13 protein-coding genes and 6 tRNA genes are annotated in these 17,520 nt (G+C 51.5%); 10 read left to right on the top strand and 9 right to left on the bottom strand.

What is annotated here, in order from left to right; all coding sequences use genetic code 11:
- Window positions 1-17 precede the first annotated feature (17 nt).
- From ACJJIL_RS13960 to ACJJIL_RS13945, 4 genes are all read left to right on the top strand, one after another.
- Entirely contained in the window at window positions 18-1,586 is a 1,569-nt protein-coding gene (locus tag ACJJIL_RS13960) for an AbgT family transporter (protein WP_444896666.1), read from the top strand.
- A gap of 347 nt (window positions 1,587-1,933) precedes the next feature.
- Entirely contained in the window at window positions 1,934-4,066 is a 2,133-nt protein-coding gene (locus tag ACJJIL_RS13955) for a TonB-dependent siderophore receptor (RefSeq protein WP_445359967.1), read from the top strand.
- A gap of 111 nt (window positions 4,067-4,177) precedes the next feature.
- On the top strand, window positions 4,178-4,756 hold the full coding sequence (locus tag ACJJIL_RS13950) for a hypothetical protein (protein ID WP_445359966.1): 579 nt from the start codon (window positions 4,178-4,180) through the stop codon (window positions 4,754-4,756).
- Between the two features lie 27 nt (window positions 4,757-4,783).
- Complete coding sequence (locus ACJJIL_RS13945) at window positions 4,784-6,292, top strand: PepSY-associated TM helix domain-containing protein (protein WP_445359965.1); 1,509 nt, start codon at window positions 4,784-4,786, stop codon at window positions 6,290-6,292.
- Window positions 6,293-6,362: 70 nt separating this feature from the next.
- Here the strand turns inward: ACJJIL_RS13945 and ACJJIL_RS13940 are convergent, their stop codons facing one another.
- The 3 genes from ACJJIL_RS13940 to ACJJIL_RS13930 form a co-directional block, all read right to left on the bottom strand.
- A complete protein-coding gene (locus ACJJIL_RS13940; RefSeq protein ID WP_445359964.1) occupies window positions 6,363-6,821 on the bottom strand; it encodes a GNAT family N-acetyltransferase in 459 nt (152 codons plus the stop codon).
- An 84-nt stretch (window positions 6,822-6,905) separates the two neighbouring features.
- On the bottom strand, window positions 6,906-7,622 hold the full coding sequence (locus ACJJIL_RS13935; protein ID WP_445359963.1) for an esterase/lipase family protein: 717 nt from the start codon (window positions 7,620-7,622) through the stop codon (window positions 6,906-6,908).
- A gap of 59 nt (window positions 7,623-7,681) precedes the next feature.
- Window positions 7,682-8,197 carry a PH domain-containing protein gene (locus ACJJIL_RS13930; RefSeq protein WP_282933480.1) on the bottom strand — a complete coding sequence of 172 codons (516 nt, stop codon included), beginning with the start codon at window positions 8,195-8,197 and terminating at the stop codon, window positions 7,682-7,684.
- Between the two features lie 101 nt (window positions 8,198-8,298).
- On the opposite strand from ACJJIL_RS13930, the gene ACJJIL_RS13925 reads away from it, so the two are divergent.
- The 3 genes from ACJJIL_RS13925 to ACJJIL_RS13915 all read left to right on the top strand — a co-directional run bounded on the left by ACJJIL_RS13925 (window position 8,299) and on the right by ACJJIL_RS13915 (window position 10,384).
- Window positions 8,299-9,189 (top strand): patatin-like phospholipase family protein, encoded by an 891-nt coding sequence (locus ACJJIL_RS13925; protein WP_413665134.1) that lies wholly within the window; start codon window positions 8,299-8,301, stop codon window positions 9,187-9,189.
- A gap of 63 nt (window positions 9,190-9,252) precedes the next feature.
- Window positions 9,253-9,762 (top strand): GNAT family N-acetyltransferase, encoded by a 510-nt coding sequence (locus ACJJIL_RS13920; RefSeq protein WP_445359962.1) that lies wholly within the window; start codon window positions 9,253-9,255, stop codon window positions 9,760-9,762.
- A 142-nt stretch (window positions 9,763-9,904) separates the two neighbouring features.
- Entirely contained in the window at window positions 9,905-10,384 is a 480-nt protein-coding gene (locus ACJJIL_RS13915; RefSeq protein ID WP_282933477.1) for a GFA family protein, read from the top strand.
- 70 nt (window positions 10,385-10,454) lie between these two features.
- On the opposite strand, the gene ACJJIL_RS13910 is transcribed toward ACJJIL_RS13915, so the two are convergent.
- The 6 genes from ACJJIL_RS13910 to ACJJIL_RS13885 all read right to left on the bottom strand — a co-directional run bounded on the left by ACJJIL_RS13910 (window position 10,455) and on the right by ACJJIL_RS13885 (window position 11,769).
- A tRNA-Asp gene (locus ACJJIL_RS13910) sits at window positions 10,455-10,531 on the bottom strand.
- Window positions 10,532-10,580: 49 nt separating this feature from the next.
- Window positions 10,581-10,656: transfer RNA gene (locus ACJJIL_RS13905), tRNA-Val, on the bottom strand.
- A gap of 314 nt (window positions 10,657-10,970) precedes the next feature.
- Window positions 10,971-11,047 (bottom strand) — tRNA-Asp (locus ACJJIL_RS13900).
- A gap of 48 nt (window positions 11,048-11,095) precedes the next feature.
- Window positions 11,096-11,171 (bottom strand) — tRNA-Val (locus tag ACJJIL_RS13895).
- Window positions 11,172-11,568: 397 nt separating this feature from the next.
- Window positions 11,569-11,645: transfer RNA gene (locus ACJJIL_RS13890), tRNA-Asp, on the bottom strand.
- Between the two features lie 48 nt (window positions 11,646-11,693).
- A tRNA-Val gene (locus ACJJIL_RS13885) sits at window positions 11,694-11,769 on the bottom strand.
- A gap of 176 nt (window positions 11,770-11,945) precedes the next feature.
- Between ACJJIL_RS13885 and ACJJIL_RS13880 the strand changes: the two genes are divergently transcribed.
- The 3 genes from ACJJIL_RS13880 to smc all read left to right on the top strand — a co-directional run bounded on the left by ACJJIL_RS13880 (window position 11,946) and on the right by smc (window position 17,507).
- Window positions 11,946-12,473, top strand: a complete 528-nt coding sequence (locus tag ACJJIL_RS13880) for a cytochrome c-type biogenesis protein (protein ID WP_445359961.1) — start codon at window positions 11,946-11,948, stop codon at window positions 12,471-12,473.
- Window positions 12,470-13,699, top strand: a complete 1,230-nt coding sequence (gene ccmI / locus ACJJIL_RS13875) for a c-type cytochrome biogenesis protein CcmI (RefSeq protein WP_445359960.1) — start codon at window positions 12,470-12,472, stop codon at window positions 13,697-13,699. Before ACJJIL_RS13880 ends, ccmI begins: the two co-directional genes overlap by 4 nt.
- A 304-nt stretch (window positions 13,700-14,003) precedes the next feature.
- The gene (gene smc, locus ACJJIL_RS13870; protein WP_445359959.1) at window positions 14,004-17,507 is read left to right on the top strand and encodes a chromosome segregation protein SMC; all 3,504 of its coding nucleotides are present in this window, start codon (window positions 14,004-14,006) and stop codon (window positions 17,505-17,507) included.
- Window positions 17,508-17,520 lie beyond the last annotated feature (13 nt).

Here is a 17,520-nt window from a genome sequence, read left to right as displayed (position 1 = left end):
ATGTACAGGGTGCAAACATGGAAAACGTTCAGGCAAATCCTGATGCCGGCAATAGTGCCGATAATAAAAATGGCTGGATTAATCGAGCGCTCAATTTTATTGAGGTTGTTGGTAATAAATTACCCGATCCCGCTGTTCTGTTTTTGATCTTGATGGTGGGAATCTGGGTGCTCTCCTGGCTTCTCTCCGGTGTTAACTTCGAAGCCTTACACCCCGCTACCGGTGAGGCGATACAGGTAACCAACCTGCTTTCCAGTAGTGAAATGGCTCGTTTCCTATCTGGTATGGTGACTACCTTTACCAGTTTTGCGCCCTTGGGGGTGGTGTTGGTAGCCATGCTGGGGGTCGGTGTGGCTGAGCAGAGTGGCTTTATCAATGCGGTATTGAAAAAGCTGCTGGCGGTAACGCCGCAGATGCTGCTGACACCGATGTTGATTTTGGTGGCCATCGTCAGCCATACAGCGGTAGATGCAGGTTATGTATTGGTAATTCCTCTCGGAGGGGTGATCTTTTATGCGGCAGGGCGCCACCCTTTAGCGGGTATCGCTGCGGCATTTGCCGGAGTTTCAGGAGGCTTTTCTGCCAACTTTGTTCCCTCAGCGATTGATCCCTTACTGCAAGGCTTTACCCAGACAGCGGCACAAATCGCCAACCCGGAAATGCAGGTAAACCCCCTTAATAACTGGTTCTTCACTTCGGCATCCTGCCTGCTGGTGACCCTGTTGGGATGGTGGTTGACGGATAAGGTCATCGAGCCCCGCCTCAAGAATGTAGAGGTGGATGGCGATGAAGCGGATATGCCAGTAATGCAGGAGCTGGGCGCCCGCGAGAAAAAAGCCATGTACCTGGCGGTAACTGTGATGGTGGCGGGTATCGTGGGGCTTGTGGCCTGGATGCTGCCGGAAACCTCAGCTTTGCGCGATGCAGAAGGGCAATTAGCCTCCTTCACAGCGCCGATTATGAAGTCGATTGTGCCGCTGATCTTCCTGCTGTTTGTGATTCCCGGTGTGGTGTTTGGCTATGCGGCCGGTACCTTCCGTCAGAGTAAGGATGTTATTGATGCGATGTCCAAAACCATGGGCTCCATGGCTTATTACATCGTGATGGCTTTTTTCTGTGCGTTGTTTATCTCTGAGTTTGCCCGCTCCGGCTTGGGCACGCTGCTTTCGGTAGAGGGAGGGAGCTTGCTCGCGGCGATGGAGCTGCCGGGCCCGATTACCCTGATGGGCATTATTGTACTGGTAGCCTTTATCAACTTATTTGTGGGATCTGCCTCTGCCAAGTGGGCGCTGCTGTCCCCCATCTTTGTGCCTATGTTGATGCAGATCGGTTTCTCCCCTGATCTCACCCAGGCAGCTTACCGGGTAGGTGATTCCTCCACGAATATTATTACCCCGCTGATGCCTTACTTCCCCTTGGTGGTTGTGTACTGCCAGCGCTATGTGAAGGGAACGGGTATTGGGACACTTGTATCCATCATGTTGCCGTACTCCATTGTGTTCCTGATTTGCTGGTCGCTGTTCCTGGTGGCTTACTGGACACTGGGGATGCCTTTGGGAGTGCAGGCTAGTTATACCTACCCCTAGGAAGTAGGGGATCTTTGTCTGGAACTCCCTAAATCAAGTCCCGATATATACAATCTCAATCTGAGTGGTTGCTGCTGAGCAGCCACTTAGTCTTTTTCCTGCCTTAGAATCTGCTTTTACTCATTCCATCAAGTCATTCTGATGGTACGAAAGTGCAGCTTGGAGGCTGCAATGCTGTCCTTTAATGCCGTATTTCTTGTCCCTAATCATGTCATCGCTCTTTTTAGCAAAAAAATGTTCCAATAATGTTGTAGATGATAACGATTCCTATTAGGATTCGCGCCCAGTTACCTGGGTCACAGTTTGACTGTGATCCATCTAAATTCAGTTGGCGTTGAGGGATCTCCATGAGTACCGCTCGAATTAAAAGTATGCAAAAAGCTTCTCCTGTAATTTCTGGAATCAGCCGCTCTTTATTGGCGTTGGCTATTGCTGCGGGCGGTTCTTCTGTGGCGTTCGCTGCGGACAACACAGATGAGCGTATTGAAGAGGTTAATGTCGTTGGTGAGTTGAACCTCTCCCGACAGACCTCCATTGGTAAGCTGGATATCCCAGTTGATGAGACCCCATTCTCGATTTCCTTGCGCGACAAAGACTTTCTTGATTCGATTGGCGCCAAGTCTGTACAAGATGCTTTGCAGTATGTCGCAGGCGTTAATGGCGGGACTTATGGTGTGGATGCGCGCGGTGACTGGTCGACAGTACGTGGCGTAGATCCAGTTATGTTTATCGATGGCTTGCAGTCTATCTTTGGTAGCTACACTAGCTCACGCGCCAATGCATATGCTTTCGAACGCGTTGAAATCCTGAAAGGCCCATCTTCTGTTCTTTATGGGCAGGGTTCTACCGGTGGTATTGTCAACTTAGTCTCTAAGCGCCCTAAGAGCGAGTTTGGTGGCGAAGTTATGGTCCAGGCTGGCGACTATGATCGTATGGTTGTAGCTGGCGATGTGACCGGAGCAATAGATAGTTCCGAGCAATGGTTATACCGAGTAGTTGGTTATGATAGAGATGCAGATGCTCAAGTTGATCACGTGGATGATAACAGCACTCTGTTTATGCCTTCAGTTTCCTGGCGTCCAAGTGCGAATACTGAAATTACCTTCCTGACCACGTATCAGAAGGATGAGTCTGGTACCACTACCGCGTTTCTACCCTGGGGCGGAACCCGGATTGATAATGTAAATGGTGATATCCCTACCGATACCTTCTTGAGTGAGCCGGGCTGGGATAAATACGATACCGAGCAAACTTCTTATAGTGTTTGGGTTGATCACCGCTTCAGTGATAGCTGGGCATTAAATGCTGGATTGCGCTACTCCGAAGGGGATGTTGATTACAACTCCATGTGGGCTACATTTGATGACACACGCGAAAACCCGGATATCAGTGAAGCAACACGTACTATCTACATGAGCGATGCGACAAGCGATCTGCTCATCTTCGATTTGCGTATGTCTGGGGAGTTTGCCACAGGCGCATTGGAGCATCAGGTTTCTTTTGGTCTGGATAGTCAGGATGCAACAACAACCAATGATCGTCTGTATTTGTATGGTTACGGTGGGACCATTGATATCTTTAACCCGGTTTATGGTTACGTGCCTACTGGTCTGAGTAGCTTGAATGACTTGGAAGGCTTAACCGATTACTGGTATCAGATCAGTACAGATACTGAGCAGCTTGGATTCTACTTCCAGGATCAAATGAGCATTCATAACTGGATTATCACCACTGGAATTCGTCGCGATACTGCGAAGTCCGAGTCTGGTGGCTCTTCATTTGAGGATGATGCGACGACTATGCGCTTTGGTGTAATGTACGCCTTCGATAACGGTATTACACCTTACGTTAGCTACTCTGAATCTTTCGAACCTGTAAACGATTCTGATGCGAATAAGACTCCGTTCAAGCCAGTTGAGGGGGAGCAGGTAGAGGCAGGTATTAAGTACCAACCTGAAGGTACCAATCTGTTAATTACAGCCTCTGCTTTTGAAATCAAGCAGAAGAATTTGCTAGTAGACGATTACGGTAATGAGGGCTTCCAAACCCAGCTTGGCGAAGCTGAGCTCGATGGCTTTGAATTGGAGGCAGTAGGTAAACTTGGTGATTTAAGCCTGGTTGCTAACTATAGTAGCCTCAATATCGATGAGGATATCGAAGCTGTCCCTGAAGAACAGTTTTCTGTTTGGGGTAATTATGACTTCAGCGGTCTACTACCAGGCTTGAATGCTGGCATTGGTGTTCGATATGTTGGTGAGAGTTCAACAGGTAGGAATGATTCAGCTGGAACCTTCCCATCCTATAACCCGTCATACACTTTATATGATGCAGCTATCGGATATACCCTGGAAAGCTGGAAGTTCCAGTTAAATGCAAAGAACCTAACTGACGAGGTTCACACCACTGCTTGCCTGAGTCGCGGTGACTGCTTCTACGGTGAGCGTCGTTACGTCACTGCAGAAGCACGCTACATTTTTTAAGTTAGTGTAGACTGGGAGCCTGTCCGCAGGGGGAGTCTGTGGGCGGGCTCCCTTTTTTTACGTTTAAGCAACCAGACGAGAGGCGAGCCTCTCGCTGTTATGGTTATGCCAATGTCTTTTTATATGATTGCAGGAGTCTCCAGCGCCTTTGCTTTGGCCGGGATTTTGCTCCTTTATTCCGCCTGGTCCCGCAGAGGGGCAGAGCCCGTGCGCCGTTGGGGTGGTTGGGGAGCCATGGCGTTGTCGGCTTTTGGGTGGAGTTCAATTGTTGGGGTGGAATATGGGATCAGTATTGCCACTTTAATTGTGATGCTCGGAGTCTTTGCTTTATTGGCTCTTAAGGGTGACTGGCCCAGTGGCCCTAGGCCCATTGAAAAGCAGCGCTCGGGAACACCCGAAACGCAAGCCCTGCTTCCATTGTGGTTGCGGGGCTTCTTGCGTTTTATGGCTGCCTTTCTTTTGCCCGCAGCCAGTGGTTTGATCGCCGGTTTGCTTTTCTTTGGTTTTACCGGGTTTTCTGAAACTGTCCGCTTGGTCGGCGGAGCCTTCCTGTCGGTGATAATCTGGACCCTGGCGATGGTTTGGTGCTGTGCCGATAAAAAGCTTCTGCGCCCTTCGGCTGCCATGTTGGCTTTCTCGGTGGTCAGCGGCTTGTTACTGACCTTTGCGCTTCCCGCTTCGGCAGCATAGATCAACGGACTTGAGTAGGAATTTAACGTGAAATTTTCCTTTAAACCGACCCCTGGCTTTGTCCGTGATATGACCGATGGACACTCAGTTCTCGGCCTGGCGGTATCCACTCTTTTATATATTGTTTGTGTCAGCGGAACACTGGCGGTTTTTTACAATGAGTTCGAACGCTGGGAGCAGGCCTCCGAGTTGGAGAACCTCAATGTTGAAGCCTCTGTGTATCGGACGGCTACAGAAAATGCTATTGCGTTAGCTAAGCAGGAAAAAGAGGATCTCGATTCAATTACCTTCACCATCCCCAATCAGGATAAGCCCAGATTGATGGTTGAAGTCGGCGATATGGAGCGATATGTCGCTGAAGATGGTTCCCTGCTGGGCAAGGTGGAGCATGAGTGGACCCACTTCCTGGCCTACCTACACTACGCGCTCAACCTTCCTGTTGGTTATGGGGTCATCCTGGTAGGTTTGATCGGGATGGTGATGTCCGCTCTGATCGTCTCCGGTTTGCTGGCCCACCCCAAAATTATCAAAGACGCTTTCTCTTTCCGTCTTTCTGGCTCCAAGCGTCTTCAACAAGTGGATTTGCACAATCGCCTGGGGGTTTGGGCCTCTCCCTTTCATCTTGCCATAGCCATTACCGGGGCTTTTATCGGGTTGTCCCAGGTAGCCGCTTTTGCAATTGCCGGCGTATTCTTTGAGGGTGATACGGAAAAGGTAGAGCACATGCTTTACGCGGATCATCCGGTGATGGAGGAAAACGCCCCTGAAGTTGATTATCCGGATTATGCTGCAATTCTGGCAACAATGGATCGTATCGCACCGGAAGAAGAGCGCACTCGTTTAGAAGTAGCATTTCCTGGACGTGAAGGCCAGGTTGTTGAGGTGTGGACCCGGGTTCCAGAGCGGTTGGTCTGGGGTGAGCGTTACCACTTTAATCCCGATGGCAGCCTGATTGAAAAAGAGGGTTGGTCTGAGGGAGACGCGGCTAAACAAGTTTACCTTTCTACGTACCGTTTACACTTTGGCCACTTTTCCGGTTTCCCTGTGAAAATTGCTTACTTCCTGCTGGGGGTGGGGATGTGTTTGCTGGTGGTATCCGGCATCAATATCTGGTTCGTTCGCAAGCGTCAGCGCGGCAATCCCGCCGTACGTTTGGAGCGAGTCTGGATGGCTCAGGTATGGGGTGTACCATTTGCGATTGCTCTGAGTGCGGTGACTTATCTGGCGTTTAAGCTAAATGCTGCGCAGGTGTTTTGGCTGGTGACCTTGGCGTTAAGCGTTGCGGCTGCCTTCATGGGGACAGTGGCCAAGTGGTCTATGTCTCTGCGTATTGCCACAATTATCGCCTGCGTCGGGGCAGTTGTAGTGCACGTTGCTCAGTTTGGTGAGGATTCCTTTGTGAGAGCATCACTGGTCGTTAATGTTGTGTGGTTGCTAATTGCTGCTGGAATCGCGGCCTCTTGCCTTTATAGCAGGGCGCGTCAGTCGGATAGTGAGCCTGTATCCGCCGGTGCCAATCCACTGGGTAGCAACTAGATTTTTGGGGTCCCGCAGTGCCTCTGCAGGGCCCCCAAAACTTCCATCGGACCTATAAGATCCCTTTTAATTAATTGGCAGGGCGTAACATCTCGATATGCGGGATGCCATCTTCTTGATATGGCTCAGACACCTGCTCAAAGCCAAACTCCCCGTAAAATCTATCCAAATGTTGTTGAGCTGAAATGCGAATACCAGTGCTGGGGTATTCTTCGCATGTGTGCATTACGGCTCGGCGAATCAGCTCCTTGCCCAGGCCTGTTCCGCGACTGGCTTCTGCGGTTAATACTCTTCCTATCGAAGGTTCCCGGTATTTAAGGCCAGGGAAAACAACTCGCAGGTAAGCCATTACCTGCGGATTGCTTTCGTCTCCCTCCCAGCAGATCAGGTGCCAGGAGTGTTGGTCTTTGCCATCGGCATCCTGATAGGGGCAGTCTTGTTCTACCGTAAAAACTTCCTGCCTTACTCGCAAAACTTCGTAAAGTTGACTGAGTGTAAGCTCTTTAAAGCTGCACCATTGCCACTGCATAAAGGTGAATTCCAAATTATTGTCACTAATTTTGTATTGTGATTGGAGTTAAAAGGTATAGATTATTTATAAGATCGATTAATTTTAATTGGATGCCTGATTGCCGGCTCTATGAAAGAATCCATGCTTGAGGTAATGGATAACTTGCGAGATAACTTTTTTATCTTTCATCATAAACACATGGGTCACTGGCATTTGCAGATGATCGTTCATGCCATCCAGTTTTGTGCTGGATACGGAGACTTTACCATCATCGGTTTCTGGGATAAGGCGGGATAGAATCAGGTTGATGCTGCGAGTACCGGCAATAATACCTACATCAAAATCTGCACTACCGAGCTTGTTGGGGACGCTCATCTCGCCGGTACCCAACTGCAGCCCAGCATCGCCAAACATAAATTTGAAGCCGGGGAATGTTCCCAGTTTATCAACTACTTCACTGCCTTTATTAGGTGGGCCCAACATGACAACGCGATTCAGGTTTTTGATTTCAGCTGAATGTAGATATTGCCTTACCAGAATGCCGCCCATGGAGTGAGTGACAAAATTGATTTCTTGCGCGTTACCGCACTCCTCGACAGCAGGAGCTATGGCCATGCTGGCCAAGGTTTCAATGGAGTGCTTGGTCGAAGGGTAATCAATATTGACCGTTTGGAAACCTTCGGCATCTATGGCCTTTGCCAGTTTCTTCATTGAGCTATCTGATTTGGCTAATCCATGCAATAAAATCACACAAGCGGAGTGAGCACTTGCTGATAGCAGCGTAAATGCGGCGGCAATTATAAAAGCGAACTTTTTCATCGGTTTGAACTTCCTGTCGACTTCTTGTGCCTATTCGTGTGGCGTTGTTGTCGGAGCAATTAATTTGGATTGGGTTGAAGTTGGCAGTGTTGGCGGAGAATGTCCGCTGCCCGCTCCGGTTTATCGGGGGTGATCACGATAGTTTGTGTAGCCAGACGCAGTACGACAGATTTTTGCTGATCGGTAGCAAATGCACGATAGCGCCCCAATTTTTGGTTTTGAAACAGGCCTATATAGCCAAATAAGCCGGAGTTGCCAAAGATGCGGACTGATCCTTGCATGGCGGTTGAGTCGGGGAATGCTTCAGATAGCCCCTCCAAGGAGATGGTGGTTTTCCAGCCCGGGCGCAATATCAAGAGGTTGCCATTTTTGATGGCGTAACCACGGATGGCAAAGAAGGCGCTGAGAGCCAGTATTGCAGGCGGAAGTGCTATGGCAATGCTATAGAGGGTAGATGGAGCAGCTGGTGCTCTCGATGCCAGAAAGAGCGGCAGTCCCAGTAGGAGTAATGTGCATATGGCACTGATAATTTGGAGCTGGCGGCTCCACGGCGCTTTAAACGCGATTGTTGGCATACTTGGTTTAACTCAACGGATTACCTGAATGCCTCAATCATAGTGCTATTGGAATCTGCTTGGCAAAGGTAGAGATGGTTTGGTTTTAACGGTTGCTCGCTATGGAAGACTGTATTTTGATTAACGAGAATTCCCAGTCAGCCCTTGTGGTCGAAGGGGGCGCTATGCGGGGGATTTTCGCTGCAGGCGTATTGGATGCATTTTTGGAGGCGGGTTATCGGCCATTTGATTTTGCGATCGGTGTATCCGCAGGCTCCACCAACTTGATTGGTTATCTGGCGGGAAATCATGGGCGAAGTCGGCAGATACTAATGGACCATGCCCGGCGGGCAGACTTCATTGACTGGCGCCGCTATCTCCGGGGCGGTCATTTTTGTGATATTGGCTGGTTGTGGCATGCGTCATATCAGGATATTCCGCTCAGTGTCGATAGTTATGTTGAGAATGGAATACCGCTTTATGCCGTGACTACCAGTATCAACACGGGGGAGGCTAGATACCTGAAAGTAACTCCGGAAAACATGCACGAGGTCTTCCCGGCCTCTTGCGCCATTCCGGTTGCTTACCGGGGGTTTCCTGAAGTGGATGGGGAGCCTATGACCGATGGCGGTCTGGCTGATTCGATACCGATTATTCAGGCTTATCAGCAGGGGGCCAGAAATATAACAGTTATTCTCTCGCGCCCTCTGGGGTATCGGAAAATTAAGGGGCCTGCTCCAAAATTTATCAAACAGTTTTTCCGTGATCATGCCCGGCTATTTGAGGCCGTGCTAGAGAGGGGGGAGAAATATAATCGGGCTCTGGAGTTTATCGAGGTGCCTCCAGAGGGGTGCCAGGTTTCGGTTATTGCGCCTCCAGACAATTTCCCGGTTAAGCGTTTTACCCAGGAAGCAGAGTTGCTCGAGGAAGGTTATGAGAGCGGCAGGACCCGGGGTTGGGAATTTCTTCGTGAGCTTCCCGGTCAGCGGGACTCTTTACCGTCAATTGAATAGTAGTGCCGGTATGAATGAGTTGATTGAGCTTAATCAGAATGTGAATGGTGAGGTAATCGACTGGTGGAAATACGTTTGCTTGGAGTGACAGATGCGCCCGCCATATCTGCTTTTTACTTATCTAATGAGGAGCACCTGAAGCGCTGGGAGCCCATTCGCGAGCCCGGTTTTCACAGTTCCGGGTCCTGGATTCGACGCATCAGCTCTGGAGGAATTTTAAAGTTCGCTGCATTAGAGTCCGGGTGTGATCAGTTACTGGGCGTTTGCTCCTTGACGAATATCATCCGAGGCCCATTTCAGGCCTGTAATATGGGATATGCAGTTGACCAGTCCCATGAGGGGCGGGGCTTAATGGGGAGCTTGTGTCGACATGTCGTTGATTATGCTTTTGACACCTTAAATTTGAATAGAGTGATGGCCAACTACATGCCTGGTAACGATAGGTCGGCAGCTCTGCTGGAGGCGTTGGGCTTCGTTGTCGAGGGTCGGGCGGAAAAATACCTGAAGATCAATGGATGTTGGGAGGATCATATCCTCACGGCGAAGCTAAACCCCAGATCCTTGGATATTTAATGATGTACGTTGAATGGGGCGCCAAATGGCATTTACTTCACTGTGTGTCTATAGGAGTCTTGGGTAGGGCTGAGATATTGTTGCTAACCTATTGCGATTTCATGGACGACTTCGAATAACAGTTTTGCGGAAGGAGAAAGGGATGAATGGGAAGTGCCTATGCGGTGGGGTTGAGTTCCAGCTGGAAGAGCCAATTCCAAACCTTTACCAATGCCATTGCTCGCTCTGCCGCAAATTGAGTGGTTCCGCCTCGGATACGGCCATGTTTATTAGCCGGGATCAGTTTCGCTGGGTGCGGGGCTTAGACAGAATCTCTTCATTCCGGACTCCTACGGGCTATCGATCTGACTTTTGCGGTGGATGCGGAAGTACAGTTCCTCACTTAATGAGTAATACAACGCACTTCTGGGTACCTGCGGGATTGTTGGAGGGGGATATCGATGGGAAAGTTGTGGCCCATCTTTGCACAGAATCCAAAGCATCCTGGGATGAAATTTCTGGTGAGGCGGAGTGCTTTAACGAAATGCCGGAGCTGGAGCGATTGATGCATCTATTGCATGGCGGCGAAGAAGCAGTGGATGGGGAATGGGAGGAGAGCCAGGCGGCTTCAGCTGAAGTTTAAAAAAACAAACTCTTTTCTAATTAGCGCAAACAAAAAAGCCCCGCTCTTGCGAGCGGGGCTTTTTTGTATATGGCGGACCGGACGGGACTCGAACCCGCGACCTCCGGCGTGACAGGCCGGCATTCTAACCAACTGAACTACCGGTCCGCATTCCTGCTTCTCTTTGGTTGCTCTTGCCGGGCAAGAGTAAGAGAAGTGGTGGGTGGTACAGGGGTCGAACCTGTGACCTACGGCTTGTAAGGCCGTCGCTCTCCCAACTGAGCTAACCACCCCGTGTCAGGAGCTGCGTATCATAATGATTTTTTTACTTAGGTCAACAACTTAGGGAAGTTTTTCTAAAAAAGTTTGCGTCTGGCTTTAAGTGTGAGAAGCGGGTGTGTATTTGAAGAAATTGCTGCTCGTGTATTGGCAATACTTGGTAATAAAACAGGGTGCTACTTTCATTGCCCCGGTTTTCTATTAATTTTGTTAGTCGGTCTGCACAGTTTGTGGTGGGGAGTGGGGAGGTGGTTGTGTATTGAAAAGTGGTTTTGAATTTTTCATACACAAAAAAGCCCCGCTCTTGCGAGCAGGGCTTTTTTGTGTATGGCGGACCGGACGGGACTCGAACCCGCGACCTCCGGCGTGACAGGCCGGCATTCTAACCAACTGAACTACCGGTCCGCATTCCTGCTTCTCTTGGTTGCTCTTGCTGGGCAAGAGTAAGAGAAGTGGTGGGTGGTACAGGGGTCGAACCTGTGACCTACGGCTTGTAAGGCCGTCGCTCTCCCAACTGAGCTAACCACCCCGTGTCAGGAGCTGCGTATCTTAATGATATTTTTTTTGCGGTCAACAATTTTGTTGGGAGATTTTTAAAAATTTTTTTAAGAATAAAAAACACCCAAAAATTGTTTAAAAATTAATTAATCAGGGGGTTTTTTGAGGGTTTTTTTAAACTGTTTTTATCGATCAAAATCAGCTGCGCAGAAATTCAGAAAATAAAAATTCAGGCTAGAGAAAATTGTTGCAGAAAAATTTTGCCGGCACTGGGCTCGCACTATTTTTTTACGCTGAGATTTGGTTATTTTTTTGTGGCCCTTTCAAATTTCCAGCGTAAGCAACTGAAAATAAAATGTTAGAAAAATGAAAAGATGTGAGGCACAAACAAAAAAGCCCCGCTCTTGCGAGCAGGGCTTTTTTGTATATGGCGGACCGGACGGGACTCGAACCCGCGACCTCCGGCGTGACAGGCCGGCATTCTAACCAACTGAACTACCGGTCCGCATTCCTGCTTCTCTTGATGGCTCTTGCCGGGCAAGAGTAAGAGAAGTGGTGGGTGGTACAGGGGTCGAACCTGTGACCTACGGCTTGTAAGGCCGTCGCTCTCCCAACTGAGCTAACCACCCCGTGTCAGGAGCTGCGTATCTTAATGATATTCTTCGTGGCGTCAACGCCTTTTTTGAATTTTTTTTTGTCTTTCAATGAGTTAACGCGCTTTTGTGTGAATTCGTGGGCGTGTCCGCGGGGGGGGGACACTGTTATAATCGCCACAATTCCCGTTAGTTAGAGCGTGAGAAAAGCTGTGACACAGAAGACCTGGCTGGCCCAATTTGTACTGGCATTCGGTATGTTTTGCCTGTCCATCGCCGCACATGCGGTAGTTGAGACGCAAAAATTGTCCTCTCCCGAGCTGGATGCAAGGTATCGCGTGCTTATTGAAGAGATGCGCTGTCCTAAATGTCAAAACCAGAACTTGGCAGACTCCGATGCTTCTATTTCCTCGGACTTGCGCCGTGAAATCCGCCGTTTACTGGAGGAAGGGTTTACGGACGAGGAAATCGTTGACTACATGGTGGCCCGCTATGGGGATTTTGTGCTCTACCGCCCGCCTGTTCAGAAAAATACCTTGATCCTGTGGTTGGCTCCGGGAGTCTTTGCCGTTTTCGGGCTTCTGGCCTTGATTGTGATCGTGATGCGCTCAAAAAGTGGTACCGGGGCTCGCCAGGATGACGGCAGTGGGGAACTCACTGATGATGAGCGGCGTCGATTAAAGCAGTTGTTGGGAGATGGAGCTGTAGATGAAGGTAATAGCGGGAAGGAAGGTAAATGATTGATATCTGGTTTGGTGTAGCCCTACTGCTACTGTTGGTAGCTTTTGTATTTCTGATTCCTGCTTTGAGAGCTGCAGGCAGACGTCGCAGCGGCAGTAGCAAGCGAGAGGCTATGGCAGCGCTCTACCGGGAGCGCAGTAAAGAACTTCGCGCTGCAGTGCAGAGCGGTGCGATGGATGAGAAGCAGTTTGCCCAGCTGGAGGCAGATCTCGCGCGGGAACTGCTGGCGGCCCAGCAGGAGAGTCAATCTGGTGAAGCCAGGCAGGGTGGCGGCCGATTGCTGATCGGGCTGGCGGTTTTGGTGCCTGCAATTGCAGCAGCTGCCTACGGGTTTTCCGACCGACCGTCCGAAGTAGCTTTGTATCGCGATATGGTGGCGAGCCAAGGTGGGCACACCTCTTCGGAGGAAGAGGCAAAAATCACCCGTCAGTTGCAGGAGCGGGCTAAAACTCATCCAGATGATCTTAGCAGTCGCTATATATTGGCGCAGCGGCTACTGGTGAGTGGCGATTTGGCTGGGGCGGTAGACTCCTATCGCTATGTTGTGGCTCGAGAGCCCCAGGCGGCCAATGTTAAAGCTGAGCTGGCGCAAGCGCTGTTTTTTGAAGGCGGTTCCAAGATTACCGATGAAATCCGCTCCTTGATTGAGCAGGTGTTACAGGTGCAGCCATCCAATGGCACTGTGCTGGGCTTGGCGGGTATTGCCGCTTTTGAAGATGGGGACTACCGCAAGGCTCGCCAGCATTGGCAGCTAGCACTTAGCCAGCTTCCCCCAGGATCTGCAGCAGCAGAGGCGCTTCAGGCTGGCGTTGCCAGGGCCGAAAGCGCTTTGGCAGACAGCGGTGAGGCTGTAGCGGTGCAGGCAAAGGTAGAAACGAAAGAGAAAGGCCCGCAGATTCGAGTTCAGGTCAGTTTGGGGGAGGGAGTTGAAGCCCCAGAATCTACCCCGGTATTTATCTATGCACGCAGTGCTGCGAGCCCGATGCCTCTGGCTATTGTGCGCCTCACGGCTGGGCAGTTACCGGCAGAGGTTGTGCTGGATGAGTCCCGAGCAATGATGCCTGGAAGCTCCATCGCCACTGTCGACTCTGTGCAGTTGGTAGCGCGATTGGCCATTAAGGGAGATGCGCGTCCGGCCCCGGGGGATTGGCAGGGAATGATTAGTGCATTGCCTAAATCCCGCTGGAGTGAGACTCAGTCAATAGCCATCGATAGTCAGCTGTAACTGGCTGTGACTGTCGAAAATGAGGTCACAGTGTAAGCTGTGGCCTCATTTTTATTTGCGGCCGGATGGCATTCTTGCGTCTAATTGGCCTCAAGCTCACATTGCCCCGATATTGATGAGTTCTATTGGGGCAAGTTGGCATTTGGTAGCGATCGTCATGTTTGACTTGACCGCTGCTTGGTCGGATTGATAATCCCGACTGAACATTACTGTGAAGAATAGCGCTGAATGCTCTGGCGACACCAAGTAAGATTGAAGGTTTGGTGTCCCGCCCGGCAGAGAAAAATATCGAGTTTATAAATACATGCGTCTGAAGTGCATCAAGCTAGCGGGCTTCAAGTCTTTTGTTGACCCTACCACTGTCTATTTTCCGACAAACCTCAACTCGGTGGTGGGTCCCAATGGCTGTGGTAAATCCAACACCATCGATGCGGTGCGCTGGGTAATGGGGGAATCCTCCGCAAAGAACCTGCGCGGCGATTCGATGACGGACGTTATCTTTAACGGTTCCAGTGGCCGCAAGCCCGTGGGGCAGGCCTCGATTGAGTTGGTATTTGATAACTCTGAGGGCAAGCTTTCTGGAGCCTATGCCTCTTTCTCGGAGATTTCCGTCAAGCGCAAGGTAACCCGGGAAGCGCAGAACACCTATTACCTGAATGGCGAGAAGTGCCGCCGCCGCGATGTAACCGATCTCTTCTTGGGTACCGGTCTGGGCCCGCGCAGCTACGCCATTATTGAGCAGGGCATGATCTCCAAGTTGATCGAAGCCAAGCCCGAAGAGCTGCGCGTCTATATCGAAGAGGCCGCCGGTATCTCCAAATACAAGGAGCGCCGCCGGGACACCGAAAACCGGATGAGACGGACCTCTGAAAACCTTGAGCGCCTCACGGATATCCGCGATGAGCTGGATCGCCAGTTGTCCCGACTGGAGCGACAGTCCGCAGCAGCGGAAAAATACAGCCGATTTAAAGAGGAAGAGCGCAGCCACAAGGCTAATCTTCAGGCGCTTAAATACCGCGAACTGGATGACCAATCCAAGGCCAAGCAGCAACAAATAGGTGAGCTTGAACTCACCGTTGAAGAGCTGGTTACCCGCCAGGTCACCTGTGACACAGGCATTGAGCAAAAGCGCGTGGGGTACCACGAGCTATCTGACAGCTTTAACGAAGTCCAGGGGCGCTTTTACGCCGTCGGTGGAGATATCGCCCGCTTGGAGCAGAGCATTGCCCACGCTCGTGAGCGCTCTACTCGCCTGCATTCCGATTTGGCGCAAACCGAACAAGAATATCGCGAGGCAGAGACCAACCTCGAAGTGGATCGCGAAAAAGCGGCCCAGTTTGAGGAGGAGCTTGAGATTATCCTGCCGGACCTGGATATGGTCTTGGCAGCAGAAGAGGAGTCTGCTGCGGCACTGCTCGAATCTGAAGAACAGATGCGCAATTGGCAGAACGAGTGGGACCAGTTTAACCAGGGTGCCTCTGGCTCCCGTCAGAAAGCTGAAGTGCAACAATCCCGCATCCAGCACTTGGAAACTTCTGGCCAGCGGCTGCTTGAGCGGATCAATAAGCTATTGGCGGAGCAGTCCGGCCTCCAGGTCTCTGACGACGATGAAGAGACGCTGCAGCTGAACGAACAGATGGCCGAGCTGGAAATGCAGGCTGAAGAGCGCCGCGAGGAAGCGGCAGAGCGTCGCGAGTCTCTGGACAGTCTCCGTGTGCAGGAGCGGGAGCTGGCTACCGAACTCGATCAGTTGCGCTTGCAGTTGCAAACCGGGCGAGGCCGTCAGGCGTCTCTGGAAGCCTTGCAGCAAGCTGCTTTAGGGCAGGGCAAGGCAGTTGAGAATTGGCTGCAGCAGCAAGCCCTGGCTGACAAGCCCCGGCTCGCCGACCAGATTAAAGCCCAGCCCGGCTGGGAAACCGCAGTTGAAACTATCCTCGGTCCCCAATTGCAGGCGGTATGTGTTGAGCAGCTCGAGTCCGTGGCTGAAGGATTGGCGGCACTGGAAAGCGGTCAAGCGGTTCTGATCGATAACAGTGCTGTGAATAGCAGTGTAAAGGGAGCGCTTCCTTCGCTGCAGGATATGGTTCAGGGGCCAGCCTCTCTCTCTGGCATCTTGGCGGGAATTTATACCGCAGAGGATTTGACTGAGGCGCTGTCCAGGCGCGCAAGTTTGCAAGCTTATGAGTCTATTGTGACTCGCGATGGGCTCTGGCTCGGCCCCAACTGGTTGCGAGTGAATCGCGCCAGTGATGCAGAGGCCGGGGTCCTGGCGCGCAAGCAGGATCTTGAAACCCTGGGGCAGGAGTTGGCCCTGTGTGAGGAGCAGATAGAGAGTATTGCCGAGCGACGCGAGTCCCTGCGCACGCAAACGGTCGATCTCGAGCGCTCCATCGAACAGGCTCGCAATGAGTCCGACCAGCTCGGGCGTCGCGAGGCAGAGCTGCGCAGCCAGTTGTCCGCCCGACGGGCGCGTGCGGAGCAGATGAATGAGCGCCGTATCCGAATTGAGCAGGAAATCGATGAGGTGCGTGAGCAGCAGGAGTTGGAAGGGGAGTCCCTGTCGGAAGCTCGTCTAATGCTGCAGGAAGCTGTCGAGGCGATGAGTGATGATACCGATCGTCGCGAAACGCTAATGGCACGCCGGGAGGAATTGCGCGAAGCTTTGGATGCCGTGCGCCAGCGTGCGCGGGAGGACAAGGATCGCGCCCATGAACTGGCTATGCGCGAGCAGTCAGTGCGCACCCAGATGGTGTCTCTCGAGCGCACTTTGCAGGTGATGAGCGAGCAGCTGGAAAGGTTGCGCAGTCGTCGTCAGCAATTGCAGGAGCAAATGGAGGAGACCCAGGACCCCTCCCAGGATTTTCAGGCTGAGTTGGAAGAAAAACTCGGCGAGCGCATTGAGGTGGAAACGGAACTCGCCGATGCGCGCAAAAAGCTGGAAGAAGTGGAGACTGGCCTGCGTGAGCAGGAACAGGAGCGCCATAAAGTGGAGGCGGCTCTTCAGGGGGTGCGCGCGCAGCTTGAGCAGGAGCGTCTCGCTGCGCAGACATTGGAAGTGCAACGAAACGGATTGGTAGAGCAGCTGCGCGAGAGCGAGCACGATATCGATCAGCTGCTCGAGCAGTTACCTGGCGATCTTACGATTAAGCAGGTACAGGAAGATTTGGAATTGGTAGCCGCGCGTATCTCGCGTCTCGGGCCGATTAACCTCGCCGCTATCGATGAATACAAGCAGGAGTCTGAGCGCAAGAACTACCTGGATCGCCAGCATGGGGATCTGATGGAAGCGCTGGAGACCCTGGAAAATGCAATTAAGAAAATCGACAAGGAAACGAGAACCCGCTTCAAGGAAACTTTTGATCAGGTAAATGCGGGCCTGCAGGAACTCTTCCCGAAAGTTTTCGGTGGTGGTAATGCCTATCTGGAACTTACCGGTGAAGATCTGCTCGATACTGGTATCGCGATCATGGCCCGCCCGCCGGGCAAGCGCAACAGCACAATCCATCTGCTCTCGGGTGGAGAAAAAGCGCTGACGGCGATCGCTTTGGTATTCTCGATTTTCCGTCTGAATCCAGCACCTTTCTGTATGTTGGATGAGGTGGATGCTCCCCTTGACGATGCTAACGTTGGTCGTTACGCACGAATGGTTAAAGAAATGTCAGAACACGTTCAGTTCATCTATATTACCCACAACAAGATCGCAATGGAGATGGCGGATCAGTTGCTGGGGGTTACCATGCACGAGCCGGGTGTATCCCGACTGGTGTCGGTGAATGTGGAAGAAGCAGCCGAGCTGGCTTCTGCATAAGGGCGTAAAGGGA

The organism is Microbulbifer maximicatervae (SeqCode) (genome assembly GCF_052468095.1).
This window is presented reverse-complemented; position numbering and strand designations above follow the sequence as displayed.